A 13,637-nucleotide genomic window follows, 5' to 3' on the forward strand; every position below is an offset into this window, starting at 1 on the left:
CTACTCCTCCTTTCGACGCCAACCCACCAGTACGGCGTCGATGTCCTGTTCCAGTCGATCCACCAGTCGCCCTTTCGGGCGAATTGACCAATCGAGCGAGGCCCCATTCAGCACCGACAACAAAGCCCTCGCGGCGCGTGTCGGCGCGGGCGCGCTCGGTAGTTCACCGGCGGCCGCGCGCACCAGCCGCCGCAACTCGTTTTCGACGGCCGCGTAGTGCTCTCCCAGCAAGGAGCGCAATTCCGGGTCGCCGATGTCGACTCCCAGCTGCCCCAGGTTGTTCGCCGCCCGGTCCGCGTCTCCCAGTCCCACGTAGACGTTCACCGCCGCCGAACGCAAACCGTCCATCGGACTGCGCTTTCGGGCGGCAACCGTGCGCATCGACTCCACGGTGCGCACTGTCGTGATCCGGCTCAATGCCTGCAACAGCCCGCTTTTCGAGCCGAACCGCTGCGCGACCGTGCCGACGGCGACCTGAGCTTCCGCCGCCACCTGCGCCAGCGTGAAACCCGGCCCGACCTGCCCGATGACCTCTTCCGTGGCGGTCAGCAGCCGCTCGTCGCTGATACTCCGGGGTCTCGCCACCTCATTATTGAATCACTGTTCATTAACCTCGGCAAGGGGATTACCCCGATCACACTTCAGGGTCGACTCAGGGTCATCACGGATCGCGGCGGTCCGAAATAACCGCCAAGCTACGTCTCAAGGTCGAGGACAGGTTCGGTCTTCAGGATGACGCGCCGGACTGGCCCGAGGGGTCAGGATGGTTCGGCACAGGGGGGCTGGGGCAAACGACAAGCCCCACGAGCACGGACACGGACCGCCAGGCGTCAAAGCGGCAAACCCGCATTTAAGGAGCAGACAATGATCGAGGCAGTGGGCCTCACCAAGAGGTACGGCAAGACGCTGGCGGTGAACAATCTGTCGTTCAGTGTCGAGGCCGGCCAGGTGACCGGATTCCTGGGTCCCAACGGAGCCGGCAAGTCGACGACGATGCGGATGATCCTGGGGCTGGACAATCCGACGTCGGGCCAGGTCACCATCGGGGGGAAGAAGTACCACGAGCTGAAGCAGCCGCTGCGCACCGTCGGAGCGCTGCTGGACGCGAAGTGGGTGCACCCGAACCGTTCGGCGCGGGCACACCTCGCGTGGATGGCGAAGTCGAACAAGCTTCCGGCGCGCCGCGTCGACGAGGTGCTCGAGATCGTGGGACTGACCGGGGTGGCGGGGAAACGCGCCGGTGGGTTCTCACTGGGCATGTCGCAGCGCCTGGGGATTGCTGCGGCACTCTTGGGCGACCCGGAGGTCCTGCTGTTCGACGAGCCGGTCAACGGGCTCGACCCGGAGGGCATCCTCTGGATCCGGAAGTTCATGCACCGGCTGGCCGAAGAGGGACGGACGGTTTTCGTCTCGTCGCACCTGCTTTCGGAAATGGCGCTGACCGCGACGAACCTGATCGTGATCGGCCGCGGTGAGCTGATTTCGCAGTCGACGACGACGGACTTCGTCGCGAGGGCCGCGGAGAACACGGTGAAGGTGCGGTCGCCGCAGCTGGGGCTGCTGCGCGACGTGCTGGTGGGGGCCAGCGCGACGGTGGTCGAGGAAGGTCCGGCGCTCGTGGTGTCGGGGATGGACAGCGACAAGATCGGTGAGCTCGCGGCGGCCAACCAGGTCGTGCTGCACGAGCTGAGCCCGCACGTCGGCTCGCTGGAGCAGGCGTTCATGCAGATCACCGGCGATTCGGTCGAGTACCACACCGAAATCGACGGCACGCCCGCCCAGCCACTCGCACCCACCGGCCGCTGACCGCACAGGTCGCCACTCAAAGGATTGAAGAGAGACCATGACTCTGCTCGCAGTTGAACGCATCAAGCTGTTCACTACCCGGTCGCCGTGGTGGTGCGCGGCGCTCACCCTGATCATCACCATCGGGTTCTCGGCGCTGATCACCGCCAGCACCAGTGACACCTCGTTCATCACCGTCTCCAGCGCCGAATTCGGTTACCAGTTCGGGCTGGCGGTGATCATGGTGCTCGCCGCGCTGGCGGTCACCACCGAATACCGCTTCGGCACCATCCGCACGACGTTCCAGGCGATCCCGCACCGCGGCGCCGCACTGGGCGCGAAGACCACCGTCGTCGCGCTGCTCGCGCTGGTCATCGGCCTGCTCGCGGGCTTCGGCTCCTGGGCGATGGCCTACCTGATCAAGCCCGGCGGTGACCTCGCGCTGAACAGCACGGACGACTGGGTCAACGTCGCCGGCATCGGCGTGGTCTACGCCTTCGCCGCGGTGATCGCGGTGGCCGTCGGCATCCTGCTCCGGCACAGCGCCGGCGCGATCTCCCTGCTGCTGATCTACAACTTGGCGGTGGAGAGCCTGATCCAGCTGATCCCGAACATCGGCGCGAAGATCCACGACTGGATGCCGTTCAACGTGGCCCACAAGTTCCTCACCGGGACGGGTGGTTCCAACGGCGGACGCGGCGGCGACGCCGGCCCACCGCTGTCGACGTCGACGCTGAGCCCGGCCTGGTCACTGGCCTACTTCGCGGCCTTCTCGCTGGTACTGCTCGGCATCGCGATCTACGTGGCCAAGAAGCGGGACGCGTAGGCACCAAGTCTCACCACAGGGGATCCGCGCAGGTGGCCGAGGAATCGGGGCCACGCCCGCCGGCGCGGATGTGGGGATGAAAATGGGGGAATAGGGGAACAGGGCCCGGGTCGCTTTGTCGGGGGGCGACCCGGGCTCTGTCATTTCTCCTATTGCTCGCCACATCGTGGCGGGACTGGCAGGATGAAAAAATGATCGAAGCAACCGGATTGACCAAGCGTTACGGCGCCACGGTGGCTGTGGACAACCTGTCCTTCAAGGTCAACTCCGGCCGGGTGACCGGTTTCCTCGGCCCGAACGGCGCCGGCAAGTCGACGACCATGCGGATGATCCTCGCGCTCGACACCCCGAACGCCGGGACGGTGTCGATAGACGGCAAGCACTACCGCGAAATCCACCATCCACTGAGGACGGTCGGCGCGCTGCTGGACGCGACCTGGCGACACCCGGGGCGCTCCGCGCGAGACCACCTCCGCTGGATGGCCGTGTCGAACAAGATCCCGGTCAAGCGGGTGGACGAAGTACTGCACATCGTCGGGCTCACTTCGGTCGCCAAGAAGAAGGCCGGTGGTTTTTCGCTCGGCATGCTGCAACGGCTCGGTATCGCCACCGCCCTTTTGGGTGATCCTCAGGTCCTGCTGTTCGACGAGCCGGTGAACGGGCTCGACCCGGAGGGCATTCTCTGGATCCGGCAGCTGATGCACGCGCTGGCCGCCGAAGGCCGCACGGTTTTCGTCTCCAGTCACCTGCTGTCGGAAATGGCGCAGACCGCGCAGGATCTGGTGGTCATCGGCCGCGGCAAGCTGATGTACCAGGGCACCGTCGACGAATTCGTCACCCGCGCCACGAACGAATCGGTGAAGGTGCGCAGCCCGCACCTCCCCATGCTCCGAATGGCGCTCGCCGAGCGTGACGTGCCTTTCGAAGATCTCGGCGACTCGCTTCTGGTGTCCGAAATGGACAGTGACGGCGTCGGCGAGCTCGCGTTCGCCGCCGGGGTCACCCTGCACGAACTGAGCCCGACCCGCGGTTCGCTCGAAGAGGCGTTCCTGCAGCTGACCGGTGAAGCAGTGGAGTACCACGCGGAAAGCGGGAAATGAGCCTGCTGACAGCGGAGCGCATCAAGCTGTTCAGCACGCGCGCGCCCTGGTGGTGCACCGCGTTGGCGATAGTCGCGTCGCTCGGTTTCGCGGTCGTGTTCGTCATCTTCGGCGGCGACGAGATCCCGGTTACGGTCAGCAACACGCAGACGGCGAGTTCCTTCGGGCTCACCGTGATCCTGGTGCTGGCGGTGCTGGCCGCGGCCACGGAATACAACTGGGGCACCATCCGGACCACCTACCAAGCGGTGCCCAAGCGTGCGCCCGCGCTGCTCGCGAAGGCCGTCGTGGTGAGCCTGTGGTGCGGGCTCGTGGGGCTGGTGATCGGCTTCGGCTCGTGGGGTCTGGGTGTCCTGCTCAAGCCCGACGCCGACCTGGCGCTCAACAGCGCGGCCGACTGGCGTGCGGTCGCCGGGCAGGGATTGGTCTTCCTGTTCACCGGCGTGCTCGGGGTCGCCGTCGGGATGCTCCTGCGCAGTACCGCGCTCGCACTGGCCGTGACGTTGGTATGGACCCAACTGGTCGAAGGGCTCGTTTTCCTCATTCCCGGCATCGGGCGGGACATTTACGAGTGGCTGCCGTTCTTTTCCGCGGGCCAGTTCATCGGCGGCGGCCTCACCGCGTCGGCGTTGAACCTCGGAGAGCTGCCACTGGGGCCGCTCGGCTACGGCGCCTACTACGCGTCCATCTGCGTAATACTCTTCGTCATCGGCGTTGTGATGAACCAGGTACGTGACGCGTAACACGCACTAGCGTATTGCCGCGGGTTAAGACCACGTTAAGACCGTGTGGTATCCCTCACAGTGAGCTGACTTGTTGCCCTGACCTGGCACTATTTAATACAACAGCTTTACAAAGGCTGTTGGACAACTCAATCGGAGTCACGGAGCTCTACGGAGGTGACCCTTGACGGTGGATGCCAGTCGAGGAGTCGAAAATCCCATTCCCGCCGCTCGTCGCGCTTTCAACCAGCCGCGACTCGAGCCGATGCTCGGCCTCGAATGGTCGCAGGCCATCGAACTTCCCCGCGTCGCGGATTCCGCCACGCGTCCCGCCGAAATCCGGCGGGCCTGGGTGCACCGCGCCCCTGAAGACCATGTCATCGCCCTGTTCCTGGCATCGAGCCAAACAAATGACTCCCTCCCCGCACCCTGGTGGCTCCGCGCGGTCGCGACCGGCCGGCTGAATTCGCGCGCCGACGGTTTCCGGATCGAAGACCGCATTTCTCAGCTGCTCGAGCCCCGGCCCGGTTGGGAATACGTGCCGTGGGCCGCCGACGGTGAATCCGGTTATTGGGAATTCATGCCTTCCGAGCGCGGGCCGTCCGGCCATCGCATTCCGACGACTGTGCTGAACACCGATCGCCACGACGGCTGGATCGACCTTCTTCCCGCCCACAGCGGGACCACGCCGACACCCATCGCCGTCGCGGGTCTGGCCGGTCTGCGGTCACGGCTGGGAGAGTTCGAAGCTATCCGCTGAAGTAATATTCAACTTTCCGCTGTAAGTAGTCGTTACTGGGAAGTTGAAAAGTGTTGAAGAACGAGGAGCAGCCGCGCCTGCGCAGTGTGGTCAGCTATGTCCAGCGCGGTGGCCGGATGACTGTCGGCCAGCAGCGGGCGTGGGAGAAGCACTGGCCGCGGCTGGGCCGCACGGTAGGTGAACTGGCACCGGGGCCGGTCGATTTCGACGAGTGGTTCGGACGCAGTGCGCCGGTGATGCTCGAGATCGGCTCCGGGATGGGCGAGACCACCTCCCAGCTCGCCGCGGCCGCGCCGGAGACCAACTACGTGGCCGCCGAGGTGTACGAAGCCGGGCTCGGCCAGTTGATGCTGCGGGCGGAGAACCTCGGCGTGACCAACCTGCGCATGATGCACGGCGACGCGGTCATCCTGCTCACCGAGCACATCGCGCCCGGCTCGCTGGCCGGGGTGCGGCTCTTTTTCCCGGACCCGTGGCCGAAGAAGAAGCACCACAAGCGCCGGATCGTGCAGCCCGAGTTCACCAAGCTGGTCGCGTCGCGCCTGGCCCCCGGCGGCACCTTCCACCTGGCGACCGATTGGGAGCACTACGCCGACCAGATGCTCGAGGTCGTTTCCGCGGAACCCGCGCTGCGGAACCGCCACGCCGACGAGCCGGGCGGCTGGGCTCCGCGTCCCGCGTGGCGGCCCGTCACGAAGTTCGAGAACCGCGCCCACGACGAGGGCCGCGTCTGTCACGACCTGATCTTCGAAAAGCCTTAAACATACGAAGGCACGTCGTACGCCCTCCCCCCGACGAAGAGGGCGTACGACGTGCCTTCTGTTATTCGTGCACCGCGGTTATTCGTCCGCCAGCGGTTCCGCGCGCACCCGGTTCAGTGCCGGAGTGCACACCGAAGCCGCCAGCAGGGCGACCCCCACCCCCAGCGCGACCGGCGCCAGGATCCACGGGCTCAGCACGATCCCGTCCTTTTCGACGAGACTGAACAACCCGATCCCGACCCCCACACCGACCACGCCCGCCCCGATCGTGGCCACCATCGCGGGCAGCGCGGCTTCCATTCGCAACGCCCTGGCCAGCACCTTCACCGGCGTTCCCGCCGCGATTAGCGCACCGAACGTCCGGCGCCGGTCCATCACGGAACCCGCTGTCGCGACCGCCGCACTGCAACCGGCGAGCACCCCTGCCGCGATCAGCCCGATCACGGTGACGCGCCGCAGGTCCGACAGCTCGGTCTGCTGGTTCTCCAGGCGCAGTTCCCGGCTGTACACCTGCGAGCCGCCGGCGGCCCCGCCCAGCGCGGTCCTGATCACTTCACGGTTCGCGTCGGTCGACGGCACCGCGACGGTCACCCGCTCGTTCGGCGACTCCACGAGCCCGGCGGGGAGCACTGCCGGGTCGATGAGCAGCGAATACATCATGTCCTTGTCGGACGCGGACAGCAGGTGCACCGGCACCCCGGCGGCGAGCGGGGTGCCTTTTTCGTCGCCACTGCCGTAATACGAGATGACCGACGCGCCCCGCGTGTCGAGCTGGTACGAGCTGTAGATGCCCGGCGCCGCGTCGCAGGAACCGACGTTGAACCTGGTCATCCGCTTCGCCGTCGGGCAGTCCATGACCAACGCGCTGTAGCTGCCCCGCTGGCTGTCTTCGTTGACCTTGATCGACACCTGCCGGACCACTTCGCTGCGGGCCTGCTCGCCGTACTTCGCCAGCGAAGCGTCGGCCCGCTGGGCGATCTGGGTGGCGTTGGCCGGGTCGGTTTCGACGTAGAGCACCGAATCCTGGAACGCGCGGCCCCCACCGGCCTGCGCCTCGAAACTCGGCATCAGCGTCAACGCCATCGACCCGGCGAACACGGCGAGCACCACCCCTGCGGATGCTCGATATGCCCCCTTCGGGTCGTCACGCAGACGCCGCCCGGCCAGCAGGCCCGCCGGTTTCCGCCACACCTTGACGAAGGTTCCCCCCACCGCCGAGGTAATCCACGGGCCGACCACGGACGCCGACGCAACGAGCACCGCGAGTCCGAACAAGACCAGCGGACCGCTCTCGTCACCAGCGCTTTCCGAAGACGCGTACAGGATCGCCAGCAGGAAGAACAGCCCGGCGGCCGGCACCGCGAGCAGCCGCCACCAGTGCAGCGGCTTGCGGGAATGCCCGGCCGCGGCGCCCAGCGGCGTCGAGAACACGCGGCGCAACCCGAGCACGGCCGCGAGCCCGACCAGCAACGGGATCGCCAGCACGAGCACGATCGTCAGGCCGACCGGCAGGTTGAAGTCGGTCGCCTGCCAGGTACCGCCGGCCCACGGCACCAGCGTCGCCAGCGCGTGCAGCCCGGGACTCAACGCGAGCCCGACCAGCGCACCACCGAACGCGGAGATCATCGTCTCGGCGGTGACCATGCCGGTCACCTGGCCCGGGGTCGCCCCGGCCAGCCGGATCGCGGCCAGCCGACGCTCCCGGCGCGCCGCGGTCAACCGCGCGGCGGACGCGACCAGCACCAGGCTGGGCACCAGCAGCACGACGACACCGACCCCGGAAAGCAGCTGCAGCAAGCCGTCCGGCTTGGGATCGCCATGGGTGAACGCCGTGGACGGGACCGCGTCAGAGGGCATGTCCTCGGGTGTGTGCCCGACGATGGCGGCCAGCTGCTTCGGGAACCGCAAGGCGTCGTTCCCGAGCGAACCGGCGATGTTCGGCGTGAAGCGGTCCGCCAGCTGCGACGACGGAAGCTCGCGCATCAGTTTGGCGAGCTCGGGCGACGCCAAGGTCTCGCCCGGAGCGGGCAGCTTCGGCATCCCGGCGGGGAGCTTCACGTCGGCGGGATTGCCCATGACGGCGACGTCGACGCGGGTCATCTTCTGGCCGTTGACGAAGTCTTCGCTGTACGACAGCAGCAGCGGCGCGGGCTGTTCGGAGTTGCTCGAGTAGCTCTGTTCCTGCCATTGCGCGCGCTCGGCCCGGACCTGCGTGGCGAACGGCAAGCTGACCAGCAGCAGCACCAGCCCGGTCGCCACCGCGACGCCGGCCGCGGTCAGGATCGCCGACGTCCGGGTCCGGCGGTCGACCCGGAGCACGCGCAGGGCGATTTGCAGCGCGTTCATGCCGCCAACCTCGCGGCGATCAGGCCGTCCCGGATGGAGACGGTCCGCGGCATCGACTCGGCGAGCTCGCGGTCGTGCGTCACCACGATCACCGCGGCACCGGACTCGGCGGCGGCGTGCAGCAGCGCGTCCATGGTGTCGCGGCCGGTACGGGTGTCGAGCGCGCCGGTCGGCTCGTCGGCGAAGATGACCTTCGGCCGGTGCGTGAGCGCACGGGCGATCGCGACGCGCTGCGCCTCACCGCCGGAAAGCTCACCGGGGCGCCGGCCTTCCTTGCCCGCCAAGCCGAGCCGCGTCAGCCATTCCCGCCCGGCTGTAGTGGCTTCCTTGCGGCCGGCGCCGCCGAGCAGCAGCGGCAGTGCCACGTTCTCCTCGGCCGTCAGCTCGGCCACGAGCATGCCCGACTGGAACACGAAACCGAATTCGGTGCGGCGCAGTTCGCTGCGCTTCTTCTCGTTCAGCTGGTCGACCCGTTGTCCCGCAAGAAAGATCTCCCCGGCGTCGGCACGCAGGATGCCGGCGAGCACATGCAGGAGCGAGGTCTTGCCCGACCCGGACGGGCCGACGATGGCGACCGCGTCGCCCGCCTCGATGTCGATGTCGATACCGGCCAGCGCGTGCTGGGTGCCGTAGCGCTTCACCAGTCCCCGGCCGGAAAGCACCGCTGTCCGATTAGGACTTTGTGGGTAGGGCATCCGCGGATCCACCACGTTCTCCTCAGGGGTTGTCGTTAGGGATTGCCGGTCTTCGGTGATGGGCACAGCTTCACCGACCGAGGGTGTGGTCCACTTCGGGCAGACGGCCATCGCCCGGCCCGCCGGTATCGGCCGATCGGCCGACCCGCGACGGCCGACCGGCCAAGGTGCGGACCACCCCAAATCCTCTAACGTCTTGTTGTGCACACCTCTGGAACGCTGTCGGACCGAGTCGCCGCGCTGGCGAGGAAGCTCGGGCTGGCCGGAGCCGTGCTCTTGGCGGCACTGGTCTGCGACGTGGTGATCATCATCGACGCCTCCTTCGACGTCTACGGCCCGATCGGCCGCGATCTCCTGATGCTGCCGGGGATCTTCGCGATTTCGGCGTGCGCGCTGTGGGCGCAGAAACGGCCCGCCGTCGCGGCGTATGTCGGCGCGGTGGTGCTCGGGGCGTCGAGCCTTCTGCTGTGGACGTTCCAGGTGCAGCCGTACGGACCGGTGCTGGCGAACGTCTCGCTGGCGGAAACGGTCACCGGTTTCCAGCTCGTCTACTTCTGCGTGCGGCACGTCCGCGCCGGGATCGCGTTCATCGGGGTCAGCTCGCTGATCGTGGCCTGCCTGATCGCGGTGACCGGCCGCTCGGAGGACGCACAGTTCGACAACCGCAACTTCCCGCTCTCACTGGTCTTCGGGCTGTTCATCTTGGGCACCGCGGTGTTGCTCGGCCTGCGGTCCCGGCACAGTCATCCCAAACGCACCAATCCCGTGGTCGCGAAGATCATCCGCGACCAGTGGCCGATCATCGGCGGCCTGACCCTGTTGCTGTTCTTCGAGGTCGTGGGGGCCGCGGGGGTCGGGGTGCGCGCTGTCCCGGTGCTCGCCTGCTCGGTCGCCGCGGCGGCGCTCGCCGTGTTCGCGGTGAAGTCCCCGATCCCGATCGCGCTGGGCATGTCCGCGCTGTTCCTGTTCTCCGGCATGATCGCCGGGCAAGTCAACCTGCGCGCCGGGTATCCGCAGATCGGCGGGCTGACGCTCACCCAGATCGTCAGCGGGATGATCATGGTGGTCGTCCTGATCCGGGTCGTCCCGCGGGAAAAGGCCTGGCCGACCGTCGGGCTGCTGTCCGGGGTCGTGGCCGTCGTCTCGATCGTCGACACCGTGGAAAACAGGAACAGCGCGGCGCTGAGCCAGTTGGTCGTCGCCGCGGTGCTGCTGCTGGGTATTTCGGTGGCCATCGGGCTGTACCTGAAGTCGCGGGATTCCGAGCGGGCGCAGGTGGTGCACTCCGCGGTCACCGAAGCGCAGACCTCGGAGCGGATGGCGCTGGCGCGTGAGCTGCACGACGTCGTCGCGCATCACGTGACCGGGATCGTCGTGCTGGCCCAGGCCGCGAAGATGTCGGCCGAGAAGAACCCGAAGGTCGCCGCCGAAGCGCTCGGCCGCATCGACGTCGCCGGGACCGAAGCGTTGGCCGCGATGCGGCGGCTGGTGCGCAGCATGCGTGATGAGGCGGCCGCGGGCAGCAGTGACTTCAGCGAGCAGGCGACCACCGACCTGGCCGCTGACCTGCGCAAGCTCGTCGACGGCGCGAACCACGGCGTGACCACGACCGTCGAGCTCGACCTGCCGGCGCATTTGCCGCAGGAGGTCGGCCGGTCGGCGTTGCGGCTGGTGCAGGAGTCGCTGACGAACGTCGGCAAGCACGCCGCTGGAGCCAGCGCGGCGACCGTGCTAGCCGAAGTGACCGACGGCGAACTACACCTCCGGGTGAGCGACGACGGCAAGGAACAGGACCGGCATCCCGCCGGGGGCTCGGGCGGCTACGGTCTCATCGGCATGCGCGAGCGAGTGGAGCTGCTGCACGGCAGGCTGTTCGCCGGACGCGGGCCCGAAGGCGGCTGGCGCGTCGAAGCCTGGTTACCGCTTGAGGGGGATTCTTGACCATCCGCGTACTGATCGCCGACGACCAGGACATGGTGCGCATCGGGTTCCGCATGATCCTCGAAGCGCAGGAGGACATCGAGGTCATCGCCGATGTCGCGGACGGCGTTTCCGCCGTGCGCAAGGCCCGCGAACTGCGTCCGGACGTCTGCCTGCTCGACATCCGCATGCCGGGCCTCGACGGGCTCGAAGTGACCAGGCAGCTGGCCGGGCCGGAGGTCACCGACCCGATGAAGGTCGTCGTGGTGACCACCTTCGACCTCGACGAGTACGTGCACACGGCGTTGCGCAACGGCGCCAGCGGCTTCCTGCTGAAGGACGCCGGACCCGCGCTGCTGATCGAAGCCGTCCGCGCGGCCGACCGCGGCGACGCGCTGGTTTCGCCGCAGGTGACCGTGCGGCTGCTGAAGCATTTCAACGGCGGCCCGGTGAGACGGGACGTCGCCCCGCCGAACGAGCCGCTGACCGCGCGCGAGCTCGACGTCGCGAAGGCCGCCGCGCGGGGGCTGACGAACACCGAAATCGGCGGTGAATTGTTCATGTCGCTGTCGACGGTGAAAACGCACCTCGCCGCAGTTCAGGGGAAGATCAACGCCCGCAACCGGGTCGAGATCGCGGCCTGGGCGTGGCAGAGCGGAATCATGGATCAGTAAGCTCACCCAGATGTCCCGTCGTTTCCGCGCCCCCGTTGTCCTGCCCGCCGACCCCGCTTGTTCGATCCTCCGCGACGCCGTCGTGGACGTCGACGACAGCGGGCGGATCACCTTCTGCGGACCGGCTTCGGGCGCCCCGGATCTGGGCGGCGCCTTCGTCACCGACCTGTCGGGCATCCTGCTGCCCGGTCTGGTGAACACCCACGCCCACAGCCCGATGACACTGCTGCGCGGCATGGGCGGCGACCTGCCGCTCCTGCGCTGGCTGCACGAGATCATCTGGCCGGTCGAGGCGAAGCTGCAGCCGTCGGACGTCCAGACGGGCATGCTGCTCGGCTCGGTCGAGATGCTGCGCCACGGCGTCACCATGAGCGCGGAGATGTACTTCGAAGGCGAGCAGATCGTCGACGCCGTGCTCGCCACCGGCGCCAGGGTCGTGATCGGGCCGCCGATCATGGATCTGCCGGGGATGAACTGGCGCACCATGCTCGCCGACATCGACAAATGGATCGACGCCGATGGCCTTCGCTTCGGCCCCGGCGACCGCATCGAGCTGGGCTACGGCCCGCACGCCGCGTACACCCTGCCCGTCGAAGCACTGCGGATGACGGCCGAATCGGCCGCCGAGCGTGGCGCGCTCGTGCAGATCCACGTCGCCGAGGCGGCGCTGGAAGACGAGAAGCAGCGCGCCGAGCACGGTTCCGTGCCGAAGCTGCTCGACGAGGTCGGCATGCTTTCCGGCCGGACGCTCGCCGCGCACGCGGTGCACCTGTCCGACGAGGACATCGCGCTGTTCGCGGCACGCGGCACCGGTGTCGCGCACTGCCCTGGCTCCAACTCGAAGCTCGCCTCCGGCATCGCCCGGCTCGCCGAGCTGCGCGCGGCGTCGGTCAAGGTCGGCCTCGGTACCGACGGCCCGGCCAGCAACGACGACCTCGACCTGTGGGAAGAGATCCAGCTCTCCACCATGCTCACCCGCCTCGCCACGAACGACTCCACGGCGATGACCGGCGCGCAGGCGTTCCTGCTCGCCACCCGCGGCGGCGCGGAAGCACTCGGCCGCGACGACATCGGCGCGCTCGAAGCCGGCCGCTGGGCCGACATGGTGCACGTCGACCTCGACGACCCGGCGTTCGCGGCCGGGCTCGACGTCCCCGACGAGCAGCTCATGGCGAACCTCGTCTGGGCCGCCGGTTCACGCCGGGTGCGGGACGTGTGGGTCGCCGGTGAGCAGGTCGTCGGCGAGGGCGAGTCGCTGCGCGTCGACCGGGCGAAGGTCCAGGCCAACGTCGCCGAGGTGTCGGCCCGCCTGCGCGGCTAGTTCGTGTCTCAAAGTCAGCTTCCCTAATGCATGACCGGGCCCGCACCGATCGCGACGACGTCACAAGTCGCGGTATCGGTGCGGGCCCGGTGGTCATTCTCGAGCGGCCTCAAGCAGTTCGGCCGATCCGCCCGAGGCGGATCGCCGAGATCAGGAAGAACACCCCGCCGAGTACGGCGTATCCGGCGAGAGTCGTCAGCGACGGATCGTCCTGGGCCGCCCCCGCGATGAAGGACGCGCCGGCCACCGTGGAGATCCCCCCGCTGAGGATCATCGCCCACTGTCCCCCGAGCCGGCGCCGCCGCAGGGCGACGACCAGCTGAACGACCCCGGCCAGAATGGCCCAGGCACCCCACACCCGCAGCGCGGCGGGAATGCCGGAGGTCGCGGCGAAAGCCAGCCCGAGCGCCGCCAGCGAGCTGACCACGATGTTCAACACCAGCTCCCGGGCCCGCGACGACCGGGCGTCGACGACGGCCGCGGCCACGTCGAACAGTGGATAGAGCACGAGCAGCACACCGGCGGCGACACCCAAGTCGGATGCGGTCAGTGCCAGCAGGCCGGCCCAGACGACGGCGAAGCCGAAGCGTACGAAATAGAGGCGGCGCAGCGCGGGCGCGGCGGTGGACGTCCGGGTTTCGGCGGTGGCGGTCATCGGGTGCCCTTCAGCTCAAGGAGAAAGAACGATCGGTCTTGTAGAACGAAGAGTGGCACGAGCCGAAGGAGA

At 68.0% G+C, this 13,637-nt stretch carries 13 protein-coding genes; 9 read left to right on the forward strand and 4 right to left on the reverse strand.

Annotated features, from left to right (window positions below; translation table 11 throughout):
- A complete protein-coding gene (locus VGP60_RS40525; RefSeq protein ID WP_327553542.1) occupies positions 1–585 on the reverse strand; it encodes a TetR family transcriptional regulator in 585 nt (194 codons plus the stop codon).
- A 279-nt stretch (positions 586–864) separates the two neighbouring features.
- Here VGP60_RS40525 and VGP60_RS40530 point away from each other — a divergent pair, with 279 nt between their 5' ends.
- The 6 genes from VGP60_RS40530 to trmB all read left to right on the forward strand — a co-directional run bounded on the left by VGP60_RS40530 (position 865) and on the right by trmB (position 5,954).
- Positions 865–1,806 (forward strand): ABC transporter ATP-binding protein, encoded by a 942-nt coding sequence (locus VGP60_RS40530; RefSeq protein ID WP_327553543.1) that lies wholly within the window; start codon positions 865–867, stop codon positions 1,804–1,806.
- Positions 1,807–1,843: 37 nt separating this feature from the next.
- A complete protein-coding gene (locus VGP60_RS40535) occupies positions 1,844–2,611 on the forward strand; it encodes a hypothetical protein (protein WP_327553544.1) in 768 nt (255 codons plus the stop codon).
- 191 nt (positions 2,612–2,802) lie between these two features.
- Complete coding sequence (locus tag VGP60_RS40540; RefSeq protein ID WP_327553545.1) at positions 2,803–3,711, forward strand: ATP-binding cassette domain-containing protein; 909 nt, start codon at positions 2,803–2,805, stop codon at positions 3,709–3,711.
- Complete coding sequence (locus VGP60_RS40545) at positions 3,708–4,454, forward strand: hypothetical protein (RefSeq protein ID WP_327553546.1); 747 nt, start codon at positions 3,708–3,710, stop codon at positions 4,452–4,454. Before VGP60_RS40540 ends, VGP60_RS40545 begins: the two co-directional genes overlap by 4 nt.
- A 244-nt stretch (positions 4,455–4,698) precedes the next feature.
- Complete coding sequence (locus tag VGP60_RS40550; RefSeq protein WP_327553647.1) at positions 4,699–5,193, forward strand: hypothetical protein; 495 nt, start codon at positions 4,699–4,701, stop codon at positions 5,191–5,193.
- 53 nt (positions 5,194–5,246) lie between these two features.
- Positions 5,247–5,954, forward strand: coding sequence for a tRNA (guanosine(46)-N7)-methyltransferase TrmB (gene trmB / locus VGP60_RS40555; RefSeq protein WP_327553648.1), 708 nt, complete (start codon positions 5,247–5,249; stop codon positions 5,952–5,954).
- A 78-nt stretch (positions 5,955–6,032) separates the two neighbouring features.
- Here the strand turns inward: trmB and VGP60_RS40560 are convergent, their stop codons facing one another.
- Positions 6,033–8,300 carry an ABC transporter permease gene (locus VGP60_RS40560; protein ID WP_327553547.1) on the reverse strand — a complete coding sequence of 756 codons (2,268 nt, stop codon included), beginning with the start codon at positions 8,298–8,300 and terminating at the stop codon, positions 6,033–6,035.
- A complete protein-coding gene (locus VGP60_RS40565; protein WP_327553548.1) occupies positions 8,297–8,995 on the reverse strand; it encodes an ABC transporter ATP-binding protein in 699 nt (232 codons plus the stop codon). The genes VGP60_RS40560 and VGP60_RS40565 overlap by 4 nt, the downstream gene beginning before the upstream one ends.
- Positions 8,996–9,196: 201 nt before the next feature.
- Here VGP60_RS40565 and VGP60_RS40570 point away from each other — a divergent pair, with 201 nt between their 5' ends.
- The 3 genes from VGP60_RS40570 to VGP60_RS40580 are packed head-to-tail and all read left to right on the forward strand — an operon-like array spanning position 9,197 to position 12,910.
- Positions 9,197–10,936: a sensor histidine kinase gene (locus VGP60_RS40570; protein ID WP_327553549.1), complete on the forward strand. Its 1,740-nt coding sequence runs from the start codon at positions 9,197–9,199 to the stop codon at positions 10,934–10,936.
- On the forward strand, positions 10,933–11,589 hold the full coding sequence (locus VGP60_RS40575; RefSeq protein WP_327553550.1) for a response regulator transcription factor: 657 nt from the start codon (positions 10,933–10,935) through the stop codon (positions 11,587–11,589). The genes VGP60_RS40570 and VGP60_RS40575 overlap by 4 nt, the downstream gene beginning before the upstream one ends.
- Before the next feature lie 10 nt (positions 11,590–11,599).
- The gene (locus VGP60_RS40580; protein WP_327553551.1) at positions 11,600–12,910 is read left to right on the forward strand and encodes an amidohydrolase; all 1,311 of its coding nucleotides are present in this window, start codon (positions 11,600–11,602) and stop codon (positions 12,908–12,910) included.
- Positions 12,911–13,019: 109 nt separating this feature from the next.
- On the opposite strand, the gene VGP60_RS40585 is transcribed toward VGP60_RS40580, so the two are convergent.
- A complete protein-coding gene (locus tag VGP60_RS40585) occupies positions 13,020–13,565 on the reverse strand; it encodes a hypothetical protein (protein ID WP_327553552.1) in 546 nt (181 codons plus the stop codon).
- Positions 13,566–13,637: the final 72 nt, after the last annotated feature.

This window comes from Amycolatopsis sp., from assembly GCF_036008905.1.
Taxonomy (GTDB): Bacteria; Actinomycetota; Actinomycetes; order Mycobacteriales; family Pseudonocardiaceae; genus Amycolatopsis.

What these genes read in the sequence shown, in the direction of transcription:
- VGP60_RS40530 (WP_327553543.1), top strand. Translation starts at nt 865, where the DNA reads ATGATCGAGGCAGTGGGCCTCACCAAGAGGTACGGCAAGACGCTGGCG.
- VGP60_RS40535 (WP_327553544.1), top strand. Translation starts at nt 1,844, where the DNA reads ATGACTCTGCTCGCAGTTGAACGCATCAAGCTGTTCACTACCCGGTCG.
- VGP60_RS40540 (WP_327553545.1), top strand. Translation starts at nt 2,803, where the DNA reads ATGATCGAAGCAACCGGATTGACCAAGCGTTACGGCGCCACGGTGGCT.
- VGP60_RS40545 (WP_327553546.1), top strand. Translation starts at nt 3,708, where the DNA reads ATGAGCCTGCTGACAGCGGAGCGCATCAAGCTGTTCAGCACGCGCGCG.
- VGP60_RS40550 (WP_327553647.1), top strand. Translation starts at nt 4,699, where the DNA reads ATGCTCGGCCTCGAATGGTCGCAGGCCATCGAACTTCCCCGCGTCGCG.
- VGP60_RS40560 (WP_327553547.1), bottom strand. Translation starts at nt 8,300, where the DNA reads ATGAACGCGCTGCAAATCGCCCTGCGCGTGCTCCGGGTCGACCGCCGG.
- VGP60_RS40565 (WP_327553548.1), bottom strand. Translation starts at nt 8,995, where the DNA reads ATGCCCTACCCACAAAGTCCTAATCGGACAGCGGTGCTTTCCGGCCGG.
- VGP60_RS40580 (WP_327553551.1), top strand. Translation starts at nt 11,600, where the DNA reads ATGTCCCGTCGTTTCCGCGCCCCCGTTGTCCTGCCCGCCGACCCCGCT.
- VGP60_RS40585 (WP_327553552.1), bottom strand. Translation starts at nt 13,565, where the DNA reads ATGACCGCCACCGCCGAAACCCGGACGTCCACCGCCGCGCCCGCGCTG.